Origin of the sequence: Paraburkholderia guartelaensis, from assembly GCF_004353905.1 — a bacterium.
In the GTDB taxonomy this organism is placed as follows: Bacteria; Pseudomonadota; Gammaproteobacteria; order Burkholderiales; family Burkholderiaceae; genus Paraburkholderia; species Paraburkholderia guartelaensis.
The window spans coordinates 22,768-37,517 of record NZ_SMOD01000031.1 but is presented as its reverse complement, the minus strand read 5'-3'; the positions used below and the strand labels follow the sequence as shown (position 1 = coordinate 37,517).

Genomic DNA, 14,750 nt, shown 5'->3' with positions numbered 1-14,750 from the left:
GTTCGCGAATCGAAGCGCCGCCCGAGCGTGGGCTAGCGCACATTCAAAGCTTTCAGAAAGATTAATCCTGCTTTCTGTCAGTCCGCCCTCTGCGCTTGCGGCGACCCTCGTCGCAAGCAGCTCAAAATAATCCACTCAGTCTGAAATCGAACGGGGTCCTTCGCCTGCTCGCTCGCGAAGTGTTTTTCTGCGATGAATTACTTAGGAGAACGATGATGAATCCCCAGGGTACACCGCGCAACCTCGTCGAAGAACATGCGGGAATGAGCCGCCTGAATGAAGAGTTGACTTCGATTTTCCCGCCGCGCTTCAATCACTATGACCCCGCGCACCTGGCCGTACTCGCGCGAGGTATGCAGTCAGCGCCGGATACCGTATCGAACGATCCCGACCCGGAGGAGAACCTCTATGTACCGGCCGGATACACGTATTTCGGCCAGTTCATCGATCACGACCTGACGCTCGATACCACGTCGCAGCTGACCTTGATCCAGGCGCGCAAGACCGGCCAGCTGCCGACCAACCTGCGCACGCCGCGCTTCGACCTCGACAACGTCTATGGCCCGGGACCCGACGACGCGCCCTACATGTATGCGGACGAAAACCACCCGCATAAGGGGATTTATCAAGGCGCCTCGTTGATCGAAGGTCACGACGATCTGCCGCGCACCGAGAATCCCTATAACGCTCGCGCGATTATCGGCGACAAGCGCAACGACGAGAATTCGATCGTGTGCCAGATCCAGATGCTGTTCCTGCGTTTTCATAACCGCGTGGTCGCGCGGCTCGCGAAAGCCGACGCCACGCTGCGCGGAAGCGATCTGTTCGAAGCGGCGCGCGCGCAGGTGCGCTGGGCCTATCAGCGCGTGCTGGTCGAAGACTTCCTGCATCGGATCGTCGATTCGACCGTCGTCGACGCGTTCGTGACCGCGCACGATCAGGACCGCGCGCATGCCTACAAGCTCTATGGTCCGGGCCCGGCGAGACGCAACATGCCACGCGAATTCACGGGGGCCGCGTACCGGTATGGTCACTCGGGCGTGCGCAACGGCTATGTACTGAACGACAATTTCAGCGCAAAGATTTTCACCGGCACGGATGCGAACACGGATAGCCTCGTCGGTTTCGACCGGCTGCCCGAAACACACGTGATCGACGACTGGCAGCGCTTCTTCCCGCGCGAGCATCCGCTGCCGGGCGAGAAAGGCGGCCCCGGACTCGATGGCGCGAACAAGGCCGCCGCCGGTGTTGCCGACAATGCCTCGGACGACGTCAAGCGTCTGCAATACGCGTACAAGTTCGATCCATCGCTCGTCGATCCGCTTTCGAAACTTCCGCACAGCGTGTCGGATGTGCCGATTCCCGACGCGGCAAACAATCTCGCATCGGCGAAGGGCTTTCGTTCGCTGGCCATGCTCAACCTGTTGCGCGGCAACGTCTACGGCCTGCCCAGCGGCGAAACGGTGGCGAGCGCGCTCGGCGTGACGCCGCTCGGTCCCGACCAGCTCGTGGTCCGCACACAGGTTTCGGGCGATCCGTCGAAGACCTTCCGCTTCGACCGCATTGCCTCGCTGAATGCGGACGGCACGAGCCCGGCGCTTGGCGATACGTTCAAGGACGACACGCCGCTATGGTTTTATATCCTCGCTGAAGCACAACTTCCGGTGCTCGCGCTTGCGCCCGTTGGCGAGATTTTCAGCGAGGACGCCATGCTCGGCACGCAGGACGACAAGCTCGGTGTCGGCGCATTGACGCGTCTTGGCCCCGTGGGTGGCCGCATCGTCGTCGAGGTGTTCTACGGGCTGCTGGACGAGGACCCGGATTCGATCATGCATCGCACCGGCAGCACGCCCGCGCTAGAGGCTGAGATTTTCAACAACGCGCCCGCCACGTTCTCGCAGATCATCGCTTTCGCGACCGCCGGCGAATGGCGGCTGATACCGTTGAAAGCTGTAGTCGATCTGGCGGCCTGAAGGTTCCCGCTAGCGAGGGGCGGCCAGGCGCGCGACGCTGCGCGCCTGGCGCGGCAGCACGATATACATGCCCCAGGCCACGAGCAGTATCGCGCGCAGTGCATTCGCGACTGGATGCGCAGAGGAGACCCCGACATTGGCAATGGCGAGGCTTGCCGGCAAGGTCCACGCATACGTGATCAAGCCGAGCAGCGTGGCGCGCCAGAAGCCGAAGCGCCTGGGCGCGGGCATGGCGTGCGCGGCCAGCCCGCGCCGCACCATGTACCCCACGAGCGGCAGGCTGAGCAGCAAATACGCGAGCATGGGCACGATGAAAGGCATGCCGGCTATCGCAAGCGAAACGGCCGGCGACGATTGCGCGATGTCGTGCGGAACCCGGTTCGCGGCGAACGCCATGAGCGGCGTGGCAATCATACCCAGCGAGAGACGCAGCACGGAGAACGCCACCACGAAGAGCAGCGCGCTCGCGAGCCACTGACGCCAGGCGCAGGACCACCAGACATACAGACGCCTGCCGAACGACACCCCAGGCGTGAGCGTAAACAGCGCCCACTTGTCCCGGCGCGCGCCGATGCATGCGAGCACAACGAACAGAATGCCCGCAACCGCGAATACGCCCTCATTCCACACGAACCATTGCGGATGCTGATCCACGATCGCCGAAGCTGGCGTGGACGAAGCGAAATCCTGCAGATGCCGCGCAATATATTCCGAGGGGCTGAGCGCCTGCGAAGATAGCCGAGGGATCATCGCGTCTCCATCCTGCGTGATGCACCGCCGCATGGCGAATTCATTCGAAATGCGCACACTGCATCACAACGTGATATACCATCTACTTGTATAACAACGTCTCAACCCATGCCGATCACGATGGAGCGATAGCGAGGGACGTATCACTTCCATGCGATTCCGGCGAAGCCAACATCCCGGCAGATTGGGGCACGTTTTTTGCGCACCACCGGGACCCTGGCCATGCGTTTTGCATTGGCCATATCGCCCTTGCCTTGGGGGTGCGAAATGAATGCCGATCAACCGGGAGCCACGCTCCTTTCGGAGGAAGACGCCCATCGCCAGTTGCGCCGCGCTGTGATTGCCAGCACCATCGGCACGACGATCGAATGGTACGACTTTTTCCTCTACAGCATTGTCACCGGGCTAATCTTCGCGAAACTGTACTTTCCTGAATCCGACCCGCTCGTTGGCACCCTGCAGGCCTTTCTGATCTATGCCGTGGGTTTCGTCGCACGGCCAGTCGGCGCGGCCATATTCGGCCACTACGGCGATCGCGTCGGCCGCAAAGCCACGCTGATCGTCACGCTGCTGCTCATGGGGCTCGCCACCTTCGCCGTGGCCTTTGTTCCGACCTATGCATCCATCGGTATCTGGGGCGCCGTTCTGCTCACGGTGCTGCGCTTCATTCAGGGCGTGGGCGTGGGCGGCGAATGGGGCGGCTCGGTCCTGATGTCGATGGAATGGGCGCGCACCAATTCGCACCGCGGCTTCGTCGCTTCGTGGCCGCAATTCGGCGTGCCGGCGGGGCTCTTTATCGCCAATCTCGTGGTGCTCGCCGTCAGCGCGTTCTCCGGAGACGCGTTCATGACGTGGGGATGGCGAGTGCCGTTCCTGCTGAGCATCGTGCTTGTCGCGATCGGCCTCTATATCCGGCTGAGCATCCTTGAAACGCCGATCTTCGCGAAGCTCCTCGCCGAGAACAAAATCGAGAAAACGCCGATGCTCGAAGTCATTCGTCGCCAGCCCAAGGACATTCTCCTCTCGGCGTTGGCGCGCATGGCCGAACAGGCGCCGTTCTACATCTACACGGCGTTCGTCTTCACGTATGGCGTGAAGACACTGCACGTTTCGCGCGACCTCATGCTCACTGCGGTTCTGGCTGCCGCCGTTCTGCAGTTCGTGACCATTCCGTTCTTTGGGCACGTGTCCGACCTGATCGGACGCAAGCGCATGTACATGATCGGCGCGCTGGCCGCGGGCATCTTCGGCTTTATTTACTTCGGCATGCTGGACACGAAAAACACGGCTTTGATTTTCGCGGCCGTGGTGCTGTCGCTCGTACCGCACGCCATGCTCTATGGACCGCAGGCGGCGTTCATCGCCGAATCGTTCACAGGGCGGCTGCGTTACAGCGGCGCCTCACTCGGTTATCAGCTGGCTTCCGTGATTGCGGGCGGCCCGGCGCCGTTGATCGCAACGGCGCTCTTCGCGTTCTACCACACGGGTTATGCAATCGCGATCTATATCGCCGTGTGCGGGGTGATCAGTCTGCTCGCCGCGTGGCGCATGGGCGATTACACGAACAAGGATATTTCGCGCGAGTACGACGACGCGCGCGGAACAGGCGATCACGGGCACGCTTCCCACCCCGCGTGATCGACTGCCGAAAAACACAGCGCGCCCCTGCCTGACGAATCTGGCAGGGGCGCGCTCTTTTCTACACTTCAGCGATCAGCGCTTCTGATCGCTCAGACCTTCGGTGCCTTGTCGAGCGCTACGCCCGTCGTCGGATCGAGGAACAGCCTGCGGTCTTCGTGGCCGCGGCCGCGGCGGTCGAAGTCGAACATGCCCATGATGCTGCCCGCCGTCGCATCGAACGAACCGCCGCCGATGCGCTGACCATCAAGCCAGTTGTCTTCGATGAAACGCACCACGGAGGACTGGTCGATCAGCGTATGGTCGACGTAGTTCTCACGCGCCCACGGCGAGATCACGACGAACGGAATGCGCGTGCCCGGGCCGCAGCGGCCGTTCACGGGCTTGCCGTTCAGACCGGCCGGCGCCGAGCCCGTGCCGCAGATGCCGGCTGCGGTCAGCTGGTCGGCAACGCTATCGTACGAAGCGCTCGTGGGTTGCGTGTACGCGTGGTCGTACCAGCCGTCCGAATCATCCCATGCCACGATAACGGCCGTATCTTCCCAGTCATGCTGTTCCTGCAGGAAGTTCACGACCTTCGCGACGAAAGCCTGCTCGTCGAGCGGATCCGAATAGCCAGCGTGGCCATCCTGGTAGGCCGGGGCCTTCAGGAAGCTCACCGACGGGAAATTGCCCGCCTTCACGGCAGCGAAGAAGTCGTCGGTATCGTACTGGTGATTCGCCGGGTCGGCGTTGCCGTTCTTGCCCACGGTATGGCCGATCGCGGCGAGCGAGCTCGGACGCAGATGCTGCGGATTCGACGTCGAGGCGTAGTACTGGAACCAGTTGTGGTGCGGAATATAGTCGGCGGTCGCCGAGCCCACCACCGGCGAGACCGTGCTGCGCTTGCAGCCGGTCGTGCCGTTGCTGTTCGTCGTCGCGAGGTTGAAGCCGCCCATGAAGCCGCCCCACGAGACACTACGCGCGTTCAGCAGGTCGCCGATATTCTTGCCGGTCATCTGCGCCGTGTCGGTCGTGCTCGAGCAGAGGTCGTAGGCCGGATCGACGTCGTTGATCATCGTAAAGCCGTTCTGCCCGTCGTTCACATAGTACGAACCAGCGGTCGACGGCTTCTTCGTTGTGAGCACAACCTTCATGCCGTTGGTCTGGCCCGAGACCACTTCGAGCGCGCCGGGCGTCGAAGGACCGTAGGTCGACGTATAGGCGTTATCGCTCATCGCGAAGTGCTGCGCGTAGTTCCACAGCGCCGTGACCGTGTTGCCGTCGTAATAGCCCATCACCTGGCCCTTCGTGCCAAACGCCCCGGCGCCGCCGCTCGTACCGTTACCCGTGTACAACGGGAAGAGGTCGGCGTGGCCGTTGTCGTACGCTTGCTGCTCGGCCGTATAAGCGTGGTTCTGGTCGGCCGTGGCGGCCTGCGTGCGGTCCAGACGGAACGGATTGGCCGCGCCCGCGCCATTGGCCGTATTCGTGTAGTTCGGGTTGTTCGTCAGCAGCGTGCCCGAGAGACCGTTCACCTCGGGCGTGCCGGGTTGCGCCTTGAATGCAGGCTCGCCCGACGGGTTGGTCGCATGCGGATAGGTCGCGAAGTAATGGTCGAACGACACGTTCTCGCCATAAATCACGACCAGGTGCTTGATCGGGGTGGCGGTGTGATTGTGTTCCGGATGATTCTTGTCGTGATCGTCACCAGCACTCCACGCAACTGTCGATGCGAATGCTGCGGCTGTGAGCGAACCAACTGCGATATGACGCCATTGCATTTTCGGCTCCTGGTTGGTTTCGTATTGTCGGGATCACCGTGAAGCCGGGTGAAGGCGTTATGCAGCTCGCATCGTGGCGCTCATGCCAGCTGAATGCGGAGGCTACACGGCATGAGGATTAGAGCATCGAGGTATGAATGCTCGGCGTCAGACTCCTTACGAAATATTTTCGATTGGAAAGTTTGACGCTGAATCGGCACTCGATTGGCACTCAATTGGCACGCTCAGTTGCTGACGCAACGATAAGGGCCGCCTTGAATTCAGGTATGAAGATTGCGCACCGCTTGCGCACCGTTCGCGCGCCGGTTAGCAAACAAGCTGAACTAAATGAATTGAGCCGCAGTGCAGCGGCCCGGAATGGAACAGGCGGCCTAGATGAAACTGATGCCGCCGTTGACGGCAATGGTCTGCCCCGTGACGAAGCCATTGCCGACCACCATCAACACGACCTGGGCGACCTCCTCCGCTTCGCCGAGGCGGCCAACGGGCAGCCGCTCGGCGATGTTCGCGGCTTTCAGCGGCGCGGCCATTTCCGTGTCGATGGGCCCTGGCGCCACGGCGTTCACGGTCACGCCTTCTCGTGCCACGCGTGAGGCGTAGCCTCGCGTCAGGCCTTCGAGGCCCGCTTTCGACGCGTTGTAGTGAACGCCGACGGCGCCTGCGCCGCGTGCGGCGACCGACGAAAGATTGACGATGTGCCCCCAGCGGCGCGCGCGCATGCCGGGCAACACCGCCTGTGTGCAGAGAAACGCCGACTTGAGGTTGACCGCGAGCGTGTGATCGAATTCGACCTCGGTAAGCGTCTCGATGTCGCTGAAGGTGCCCGTGCCCGCGTTGTTCACGAGCACATCGACCGCGCCGAGGCGGCGCTCGATCTCGCCGATCATGCTCGTGACCTCGCTTGCCACCGACACATCGGCGCGCACGGCGAACGCGCGGCCTCCGGCGCTTTCGATCTGCGCGACGACCTGGTCCGCCTCGTCAGCGCGCTGCCGGTAGTTCACGCCAACCGCCGCGCCAGCCGAAGCCAGCGCCACGGCAATGGCGCGCCCGATGCCGCGCGACCCGCCGGTCACCAGCGCAACGCGATGATTCAGGTCGGGCAAAAGAGCGGACATGGTGGACTCCCTCTGCGAGTTGTTTCCATTTCACAGCCGCCCTTGCGCAAGACACTCGCCTTGACGCGCTCACGGCGCAGTGCCAATGCCGCCGCCCGGGCCCGCCAGTTCGCCGTCTACGCCCAGTTCAGCCGCATGGCCGTGGGCGTTCGCACGGCCGCCACGTCGCGAAAACGGCGGGGTGCGCAGTTTTGCGCGGCGACGCGGGCCGGAAACCGGGTCCAGATAAAACATGACTAGGGTGCCTGCCGCGGCGGCTGCCGCCAGATGGAACAGAGCCTTCATGGATGCCTCTCGATAGTTGCAACGCATGCAAAGCGCGGAGACCGGCGCGATCGGTACAAGCCACCGCTTTCGCCAATCCGCGCACCCATTATGCCGCCGACAACCGTGTGTGAGGCGCTGACATGGCCCCCGCGCTCAGGAAAAGCCCTCGTCCCAGCGCGAATCCCGCACCTGCACGATGCCCGCTTCCACGCGCACCTCGAACACCGCAACGTCCTCGTACGCGGGCGGCGCGAGGACCTTCCCCGTCTTGATGCAGAACCGGGCGCCATGGCGCGGGCAAATCACTTCGTCGCCCTCCACGTCGCCGCCCGTGAGCACGCCGCCGTCGTGCGGACAGGTGTCCTCGATGGCATAGCAGGTCCCTTCGAGATTGAAAACGGCGACCGCTGTGCCGTCCACATCGACGCTGCGCACGGAACCCGTTTGAAACTCGGCGTATGGCGCCACGTCCACCCAGTTGGCCATATCAGAGCATCCCCAGTTGCAGCAGCGCGGCTTCGGACATGCTCGCTCTCGTCCACGGCGGGTCCCAGACCAACTCCACGTTCGTCTCGCTCACGCCCTCCACGTCGTTCACGTATTCCTCGACCGTGCCGGGAAACGTCTGCGCGACCGGGCAGCCCGGCGCAGTTAGCGTCATGCGGATCGTCACGCGCCCCGTTTCGGCGTCCACGTCGAGTTGATACACGAGCCCCAAATCGTAGATGTTCACCGGAATCTCCGGATCGAACACCGAGCGCAACGCGTCGATTACGCGTTCGCGCAGGTCGTTGCTCGCCGTTTGCGTATTCATCGTCATATGCCTCCTGGCCCGCGCGGCCTCATTCCGTCGAAACGGTCCCGCGCTCGTCGCGCAACGCGGCGTGCAGCGTGTGCCACGCAAGCGTCGCGCATTTGATACGCGCCGGAAATTCGCGCACGCCCGCAAGCACCGCGAGCTTGCCGAGCCCTTCGGCAGAGGCCGGGCGATCCGAAGGCGCCGTCGCCATCGCGTGAAAGCGTTCGAACAGCGCCTCGACTTCCGCCTGCGTGCGGCCCTTGAGTGCTTCGGTCATCAGCGAAGCCGAAGCCGTTGCAATCGCGCACCCCGCGCCCTCGAACCCGGCGTCCTTGACCACGCCGTCCTCGATACGCAGATACAACGTGACGCGGTCGCCGCACAACGGGTTGTAGCCTTCGGCACTATGCGTCGCACCGGGCAAGGCGTGACAGTTCCGCGGCCGCCTGTAGTGGTCGAAAATCGTTTCCTGATACAGGTCGCGCAAGTCGCTCATAGCGGGAACACCTCCTCTACGCGCGCGAGGCCTTCCAGCAGCGCGTCGACTTCGGCGCGCGTGTTGTACAGCGCAAACGAAGCGCGCACGGTGGCCGGCACGCCGTAGCGGTCCATCACCGGCATCGCGCAATGATGGCCGGTGCGCACCGCCACGCCGCACTGGTCGAGTATCGTGCCGATGTCGTGTGCGTGTGCGTTCTCCATGACGAACGAGAGGATGCCGAGCTTTTCCTTCGCCGTTCCAATCCTCCGCACGTTAGGCATCGCACGCAATGCTTCGTCGGCATACGTGAGCAGATCGGCCTCGTGCCTCTGCGCCACTTCCAGGCCAATCGCGCTGACATAGTCCAGTGCCGCGCCGAGCCCGATCGCGCCGGCAATGTTCGGCGTGCCCGCTTCGAACCGCCACGGAATCACGTTGTACTCAGTCTTCTCGAACGTTACAGAGCGGATCATGTCGCCGCCGCCCTGCCATGGCGGCATGGCTTCCAGTAGCGCAGCCTTCGCGTACAGCGCGCCAATGCCGGTGGGGCCGTAGATCTTGTGACCCGAGAACGCGTAGAAGTCGCAATCGAGCGCGGCCACGTCCACGGGAAGATGCGCAATCGCCTGCGCGCCATCGACCAGCACCGGCACGCCGCGCGCATGCGCAAGCTCGATCATCTGCGCAAGCGGATTGACGGTTCCCAGCGCGTTCGACGCATGCGCCACCGCGACCATGCGCGTGCGTGGACCGAGCAGGCGCTCGTAGGCGTCGAGGTCGAGCGCGCCATCGTCGTCGATTGGCGCGACCTTCAGCACCGCGCCCGTCTGCGCGCAGACGAGTTGCCAAGGCACGATATTCGAGTGATGCTCCATCGCGGTGATGAGCACTTCGTCGCCGGCCTGAAGGCGCGGCCGCGCGTAGCTTTGCGCCACCAGATTGATCGCTTCCGTGGTGCCGCGCGTGTACACGATCTCCTTGTCGTGCGCCGCGTGAATGAAGCGCGCAATACGGGCACGAGCGCCCTCGTAGGCGTCGGTCGCGCGCTGCGACAGCAGATGCACGCCGCGATGCACGTTGGCATTGTCGTGCTCGTAATAGGTCTGCTCAGCGGCGATCACGCTCGCGGGTTTCTGCGTCGTAGCCGCGTTGTCGAGGTACACGAGCGGCTTGCCGTGCACGCTTTCCCGCAGAATCGGAAAGTCGCGGCGCCAGGCCATGACCGCTTCGGTGTCGGGAATACCCACCGGTTCGAGTAGATTCATGACAGTCCTCGCAGGTATTCGCCACCGGGCAGACGCGCGAGCAGTTGTTGCGTGAGCCGGCTGCGCAGCGCGGCGCTTTCCACGCGATCCACGCTCACGCGCGCGAATGACCACACGAGGAGCGCGCGCGCCATACGCTCGTCTATGCCGCGCGAACGCAGGTAAAAGAGCGGACTCTCGTCTAGCTGGCCAACGGTCGCGCCGTGCGTGCACTTCACATCGTCGGCGTGAATTTCCAGTTGCGGCTTCGTGTCGATCTCGGCGTTGCGCGAGAGCAGCAGATTGTCGTTGCCTTGGTGCGCGTTCGTCTGCTGCGCGTCCTGATGCACGATCACGCGGCCATCGAACACCGCGTGTGACGCGCCGTCGAGCACACCGCGATAGTATTCCCGACTCGTGCCGCGCGGCATCTCATGGTCGATGCGCGTGTGATGATCCACGTGCTGCCGCGCGCTCACGAAGTAGAGGCCGTTCAGGTCGACTTGCGCGTCTTCCGCATCGAGACGCGTGTCGATCTGCGTGCGCGACAGTGCGCCGCCAAACGCAAACGAGTGCGAGGTGAAATGGCTTGCCCGTCGCTGCGAAACGCCTACATGCGCGATATGAAACGCGCTGCGCGCCTCCTGCTGGATACGGCAATGCTGAACGTCGGCTTCTTCGTCGGCGACGATTTCCGTGGCGGTATTGACGAAATACGCCTCGTCGGTAATGCCCGCGAACTGCTCGACAATTGAGCACCGCGCACCGCGCTCCGCCACGACCGCGTTGAACGGATGCATGGCAAGCGCGGCCTCGCTGCTGAAGAACAGCACGTGCAGCGGCCAGTCCAGCGCGCAGCCGGGCGGCAGCACAACGACGTAGCCGTCGCTGCGAAATGCGCCGTTGAGCGCCGCAAAGCCGTCCTCGGGCGCACGCCGCGCCATGATGGATTCGACCCGCTCAGGAATCCTGCGTATTGCCTGTGCGAGCGTGCCGACAAACGCGCCTTCCGGCAAAGGCGGCAAGGACGAGAGTTTCGGCGCGTGACGGCCGTTCACGAACACGATACGCCCGCCCGCATCGGCGGGTACGAGGTCGTCGATCAGGCGGGCATAGTCGGTGTGCTCGCCGTCCGAAGGCATGAAATGCCAATGCGGCTTCGCAATCGCCATCACATTGGTGTATTTCCACGCTTCGAGTTGCGTGCCGGGAAAGCCCAGCGTCTCGAACCGGTCGAACGCGTGCCGCCTCGCCTTGCGCAACCACGGCAACTCGACGCCCGCCAGCGTTCCCGCCATCGTGCGGAAAGCATCGCGGTAATGTTCGCGCGTTGATTCGCTCATCGTTGCTCCCTGGCCGCTACCGTGTGTTGCGTGCCGGCGCCTTGCCCCGCTGCCGGTCCGTCGCTATCCTCCGCGCCGAGCCAGCCGTACCCCTTGCGCTCCAGCTCGAGCGCAAGCTCATGCGAACCCGAGCGCACGATGCGCCCCTGTGAAAGCACATGCACCTGGTCCGGCACGATGTAGTCGAGCAGACGCTGGTAGTGCGTCACGAGCACGATGGCTCGGTCCGCGCTGCGCATCTGGTTCACGCCACGGGCGACGAGTTGCAATGCGTCGATATCGAGCCCGGAGTCGGTCTCGTCGAGAATCGCGAGACGCGGCTCCAGCACCGTCATTTGCAGCACCTCGTTGCGCTTTTTCTCGCCGCCCGAGAACCCTTCGTTCACGCCCCGGTACAGAAGGTCTTCCTTCATCTCCATGGCCGCCATTTTCTCCTTCACCAGCGCGAGAAAATCCATGGCGTCGAGTTCCGCCTCGCCACGATGTTTGCGCTGGGCGTTGAGCGCGGCCTTGAGCAGATAGATATTGCTCACGCCCGGTATCTCGACCGGATACTGAAACGCGAGAAAGAGCCCACGGCGCGCGCGCTCGTCGGGCGCAAGCGCGAGCAGGTCGCAGCCGTCGTACTGCACGCCGCCCCCCGTGACCACGTATTGCTCGCGCCCCGCCAGCACATGGGCGAGCGTGCTTTTGCCGGAGCCGTTCGGCCCCATGATCGCGTGAACCTCGCCCGCATTCACGCGCAAATCCACACCGCGCAGAATCGGCTTGCTTTCCACTTCGACACTCAGATTGCTGATTTCCAGCATGCTTCTCTCCCTCTTAACCTACGCTGCCTTCCAGGCTCACGCCCAGCAGCTTCTGCGCTTCCACGGCGAATTCCATCGGCAATTCCTTGAGCACGTCCTTGCAAAAGCCGTTGACGATCATCGACACCGCGTCCTCCTCGGTGAGCCCGCGCTGCCGGCAATAGAACAACTGGTCTTCGCCGATCCGTGACGTAGAAGCTTCGTGTTCGACCTTCGCACTCGGGTTCTTCACCTCGATGTACGGAAACGTGAAGGCGCTGCACCGGTCGCCGAGCAACAGCGAATCGCACTGGGTGTAGTTGCGCGCGTTCTCGGCCGAGCGCGCCATTTTCACGAGGCCTCGATAAGCGTTCTTGCCGCGGCCGGCCGATATCCCCTTCGAGAGAATCGTGCTGCGCGTATTGCGCCCGATATGCACCATCTTCGTACCGGTATCGGCCTGCTGATAGTGGTTGGTGAGCGCCGCCGAATAGAACTCGCCGATCGAGTTGTCGCCCTGCAAGATCACGCTCGGATACTTCCACGTAATCGCGGAACCGGTTTCGACCTGCGTCCACGAAATCCGGGAGTTGGCCTCGCGGCAGTCGCCGCGCTTCGTCACGAAGTTGTAGATGCCGCCGCGCCCTTGCGCGTCGCCTGGATACCAGTTCTGCACCGTCGAATAGCGGATTTGCGCGCCCTCCAGGGCAACGAGTTCCACCACGGCGGCGTGCAACTGGTTTTCGTCGCGCATCGGCGCGGTGCAGCCTTCCAGGTAGCTCACGTAAGCGCCCTTGTCGGCCACGATGAGCGTGCGCTCGAACTGGCCCGTGTTGCGCGCGTTGATGCGGAAGTACGTGGATAGCTCCATCGGGCAGCGCACGCCCGGCGGGATATAGCAAAACGAGCCGTCGCTGAATACCGCTGAGTTGAGCGTGGCAAAGAAGTTGTCGGTGTAAGGCACGACCGAACCGAGGTACTGGCGCACGAGGTCCGGATGGTCGCGCACCGCTTCCGAAAACGAGCAGAAGACGATGCCAAGCTCGCCCAGCTGCCGGCGAAACGTCGTGGCGACGGACACGCTGTCGAATACCGCGTCCACGGCCACGCCCGCGAGCATCTCGCGCTCCTGCAGCGGCACGCCGAGCTTTTCGTAGGTGCGAAGAAGTTCCGGATCGACTTCGTCGAGGCTCTTCGGCCGGTTCGCCTGCGTATGCGGCGCCGAGTAGTAGGCGATGTCCTGGAAGTCGATGGGCGGGTGTTCGATGCTCGCCCAATGCGGCTCGGTCATCGTGAGCCAATGCCGGTAGGCGGCGAGTCGCCATTCCAGCATGAAGTCCGGCTCCTGCTTGCGCTCCGAGATAAGACGGATCACGTCCTCGGATAAACCGCGCGGCAACGTATCGGACTGCACGTCCGAAACGAACCCGTGCTGATATTCCCGCCGCAGCAATTCCTCAAAAGTTTTCGCTTGTGTATCCATGACGTTATTACGGTCTCCTTTACACTCACGACCTCATTCTAGAACCCCTGGCAAAACCCTGGCATGGCCGGGGTTTAAGCTTGGAGCGCATGAAGCGTGTAGCAGGCATGCGCGATGCGAAAGACCCTGCTCACAAGAGAGAATTGACAACGCATCCGCGTGAAGCCGACCCTTCCCCTACTGGCAGTCAGTTTCTTCGCCGCGGACGCGCAGGCGGGCGCGGGCCCCTTTCTCGGCATCTATCTGCAGGCGCATGGCTGGACGCCCGAGACGATCGGCACCGTGCTGACCATGGGCGCGGCATTCGGTCTCGCATGTATCGCGGCGCGACCATACGGCACTCGTGCGACACGCGCCGCGACGAACTGAAGCAACTGGCCGACGTCGACACATCGGCGCTGTTTCACTGAGGCACGCGATTCGCGACACTTCGCAGGGAAATGACGATGAAAAACCACGGAGGAGCCATGAAGCCACCGCATGTTCTCGTCTGGGGCACGATCGCCTGTGTAGCGGTCGCCGCCTCCCTGCCCGCCAGCGCGCAGGCCCAAACCAGCGCTCATCCCCCTGCGCCGCCGATGGTGATGCCGCCGGCAGCGGCGCCAGGCATGGCAAGCGACGCCAACCCCGACAACATGCCTGTGAAGAAACCCAAGGGGCCCGCCACCCACGACAAGATGATGCGCAGCGACCCCGCCAGTGACGCTCAGGCGAAATAGCGCAAAAAGAAGCGCAAAAAGAGCTCACCATTGGCTGCGCCAGGCTCTACCCTTTAACGATAGAACTCACGGAGGACCAAGATGAGAATCGAATTCACGAGTCGCCGTCACGCCGTGGCTGCCGCACGCGTAGCGTTCGAAGCCAGCGTGGACAACCGCCCGGTATGGTGCAGCGTGTCACTCGACGCGCTGAACGACCGCTTCGGCAACACCGGCACATCGGCACATGCGCTATTGAGCGCATTCGAAGCGAACCGCCCGAGTATCGAACTGGCCGCGCGCCACGCGCTGGAGAAAAACGGGGGCCAGTCCGTCGAACTCGAAACGCGCGATCTGGAGTGATCGCACCGAGGCAAGCGCAATTGCGACAGGGTGCGAATCGTC

General features: G+C 63.2%; 16 protein-coding genes. 5 read left to right on the top strand and 11 right to left on the bottom strand.

Annotation, left to right across the window (positions count from 1 at the left end; all coding sequences use genetic code 11):
• Nucleotides 1-212: 212 nt before the first annotated feature.
• Nucleotides 213-1,973 (top strand): peroxidase family protein, encoded by a 1,761-nt coding sequence (locus tag E1N52_RS31090; RefSeq protein ID WP_133187088.1) that lies wholly within the window; start codon nt 213-215, stop codon nt 1,971-1,973.
• A 9-nt stretch (nt 1,974-1,982) separates the two neighbouring features.
• Here the strand turns inward: E1N52_RS31090 and E1N52_RS31085 are convergent, their stop codons facing one another.
• Nucleotides 1,983-2,723 (bottom strand): hypothetical protein, encoded by a 741-nt coding sequence (locus E1N52_RS31085; RefSeq protein WP_133187086.1) that lies wholly within the window; start codon nt 2,721-2,723, stop codon nt 1,983-1,985.
• Nucleotides 2,724-2,990: 267 nt separating this feature from the next.
• Here E1N52_RS31085 and E1N52_RS31080 point away from each other — a divergent pair, with 267 nt between their 5' ends.
• Complete coding sequence (locus E1N52_RS31080) at nt 2,991-4,361, top strand: MFS transporter (RefSeq protein ID WP_133187084.1); 1,371 nt, start codon at nt 2,991-2,993, stop codon at nt 4,359-4,361.
• Between the two features lie 92 nt (nt 4,362-4,453).
• Here E1N52_RS31080 and E1N52_RS31075 read toward each other — a convergent pair whose 3' ends face one another.
• From E1N52_RS31075 to sufB, 10 genes are all read right to left on the bottom strand, one after another.
• Nucleotides 4,454-6,124: a phospholipase C gene (locus E1N52_RS31075; RefSeq protein WP_133187082.1), complete on the bottom strand. Its 1,671-nt coding sequence runs from the start codon at nt 6,122-6,124 to the stop codon at nt 4,454-4,456.
• Nucleotides 6,125-6,495: 371 nt separating this feature from the next.
• Entirely contained in the window at nt 6,496-7,242 is a 747-nt protein-coding gene (locus tag E1N52_RS31070; RefSeq protein WP_133187080.1) for an SDR family NAD(P)-dependent oxidoreductase, read from the bottom strand.
• Nucleotides 7,243-7,311: 69 nt separating this feature from the next.
• Nucleotides 7,312-7,527, bottom strand: coding sequence for a hypothetical protein (locus E1N52_RS31065; protein WP_028204280.1), 216 nt, complete (start codon nt 7,525-7,527; stop codon nt 7,312-7,314).
• Nucleotides 7,528-7,662: 135 nt separating this feature from the next.
• Complete coding sequence (locus E1N52_RS31060) at nt 7,663-7,995, bottom strand: non-heme iron oxygenase ferredoxin subunit (protein ID WP_133187078.1); 333 nt, start codon at nt 7,993-7,995, stop codon at nt 7,663-7,665.
• A 1-nt stretch (nt 7,996) separates the two neighbouring features.
• Complete coding sequence (locus E1N52_RS31055; protein ID WP_246089289.1) at nt 7,997-8,323, bottom strand: SUF system Fe-S cluster assembly protein; 327 nt, start codon at nt 8,321-8,323, stop codon at nt 7,997-7,999.
• 28 nt (nt 8,324-8,351) lie between these two features.
• Entirely contained in the window at nt 8,352-8,804 is a 453-nt protein-coding gene (gene sufU, locus E1N52_RS31050; RefSeq protein WP_133187074.1) for a Fe-S cluster assembly sulfur transfer protein SufU, read from the bottom strand.
• Complete coding sequence (locus tag E1N52_RS31045) at nt 8,801-10,054, bottom strand: cysteine desulfurase (protein ID WP_133187072.1); 1,254 nt, start codon at nt 10,052-10,054, stop codon at nt 8,801-8,803. The genes sufU and E1N52_RS31045 overlap by 4 nt, the downstream gene beginning before the upstream one ends.
• Entirely contained in the window at nt 10,051-11,376 is a 1,326-nt protein-coding gene (gene sufD / locus E1N52_RS31040; protein ID WP_133187070.1) for a Fe-S cluster assembly protein SufD, read from the bottom strand. The genes E1N52_RS31045 and sufD overlap by 4 nt, the downstream gene beginning before the upstream one ends.
• Nucleotides 11,373-12,185, bottom strand: coding sequence for a Fe-S cluster assembly ATPase SufC (sufC, locus tag E1N52_RS31035; RefSeq protein WP_133187068.1), 813 nt, complete (start codon nt 12,183-12,185; stop codon nt 11,373-11,375). Before sufC ends, sufD begins: the two co-directional genes overlap by 4 nt.
• Before the next feature lie 13 nt (nt 12,186-12,198).
• Nucleotides 12,199-13,647 (bottom strand): Fe-S cluster assembly protein SufB, encoded by a 1,449-nt coding sequence (sufB, locus tag E1N52_RS31030; RefSeq protein ID WP_133187066.1) that lies wholly within the window; start codon nt 13,645-13,647, stop codon nt 12,199-12,201.
• Nucleotides 13,648-13,806: 159 nt separating this feature from the next.
• On the opposite strand from sufB, the gene E1N52_RS31025 reads away from it, so the two are divergent.
• The 3 genes from E1N52_RS31025 (at nt 13,807) to E1N52_RS31015 (ending at nt 14,708) form a co-directional block, all read left to right on the top strand.
• Entirely contained in the window at nt 13,807-14,016 is a 210-nt protein-coding gene (locus tag E1N52_RS31025; RefSeq protein ID WP_425468168.1) for a hypothetical protein, read from the top strand.
• A gap of 98 nt (nt 14,017-14,114) precedes the next feature.
• Entirely contained in the window at nt 14,115-14,366 is a 252-nt protein-coding gene (locus E1N52_RS31020; protein WP_133187064.1) for a hypothetical protein, read from the top strand.
• An 81-nt stretch (nt 14,367-14,447) separates the two neighbouring features.
• Nucleotides 14,448-14,708, top strand: a complete 261-nt coding sequence (locus E1N52_RS31015) for a DUF1488 family protein (protein WP_133187062.1) — start codon at nt 14,448-14,450, stop codon at nt 14,706-14,708.
• The last annotated feature ends 42 nt before the right edge of the window (nt 14,709-14,750 follow it).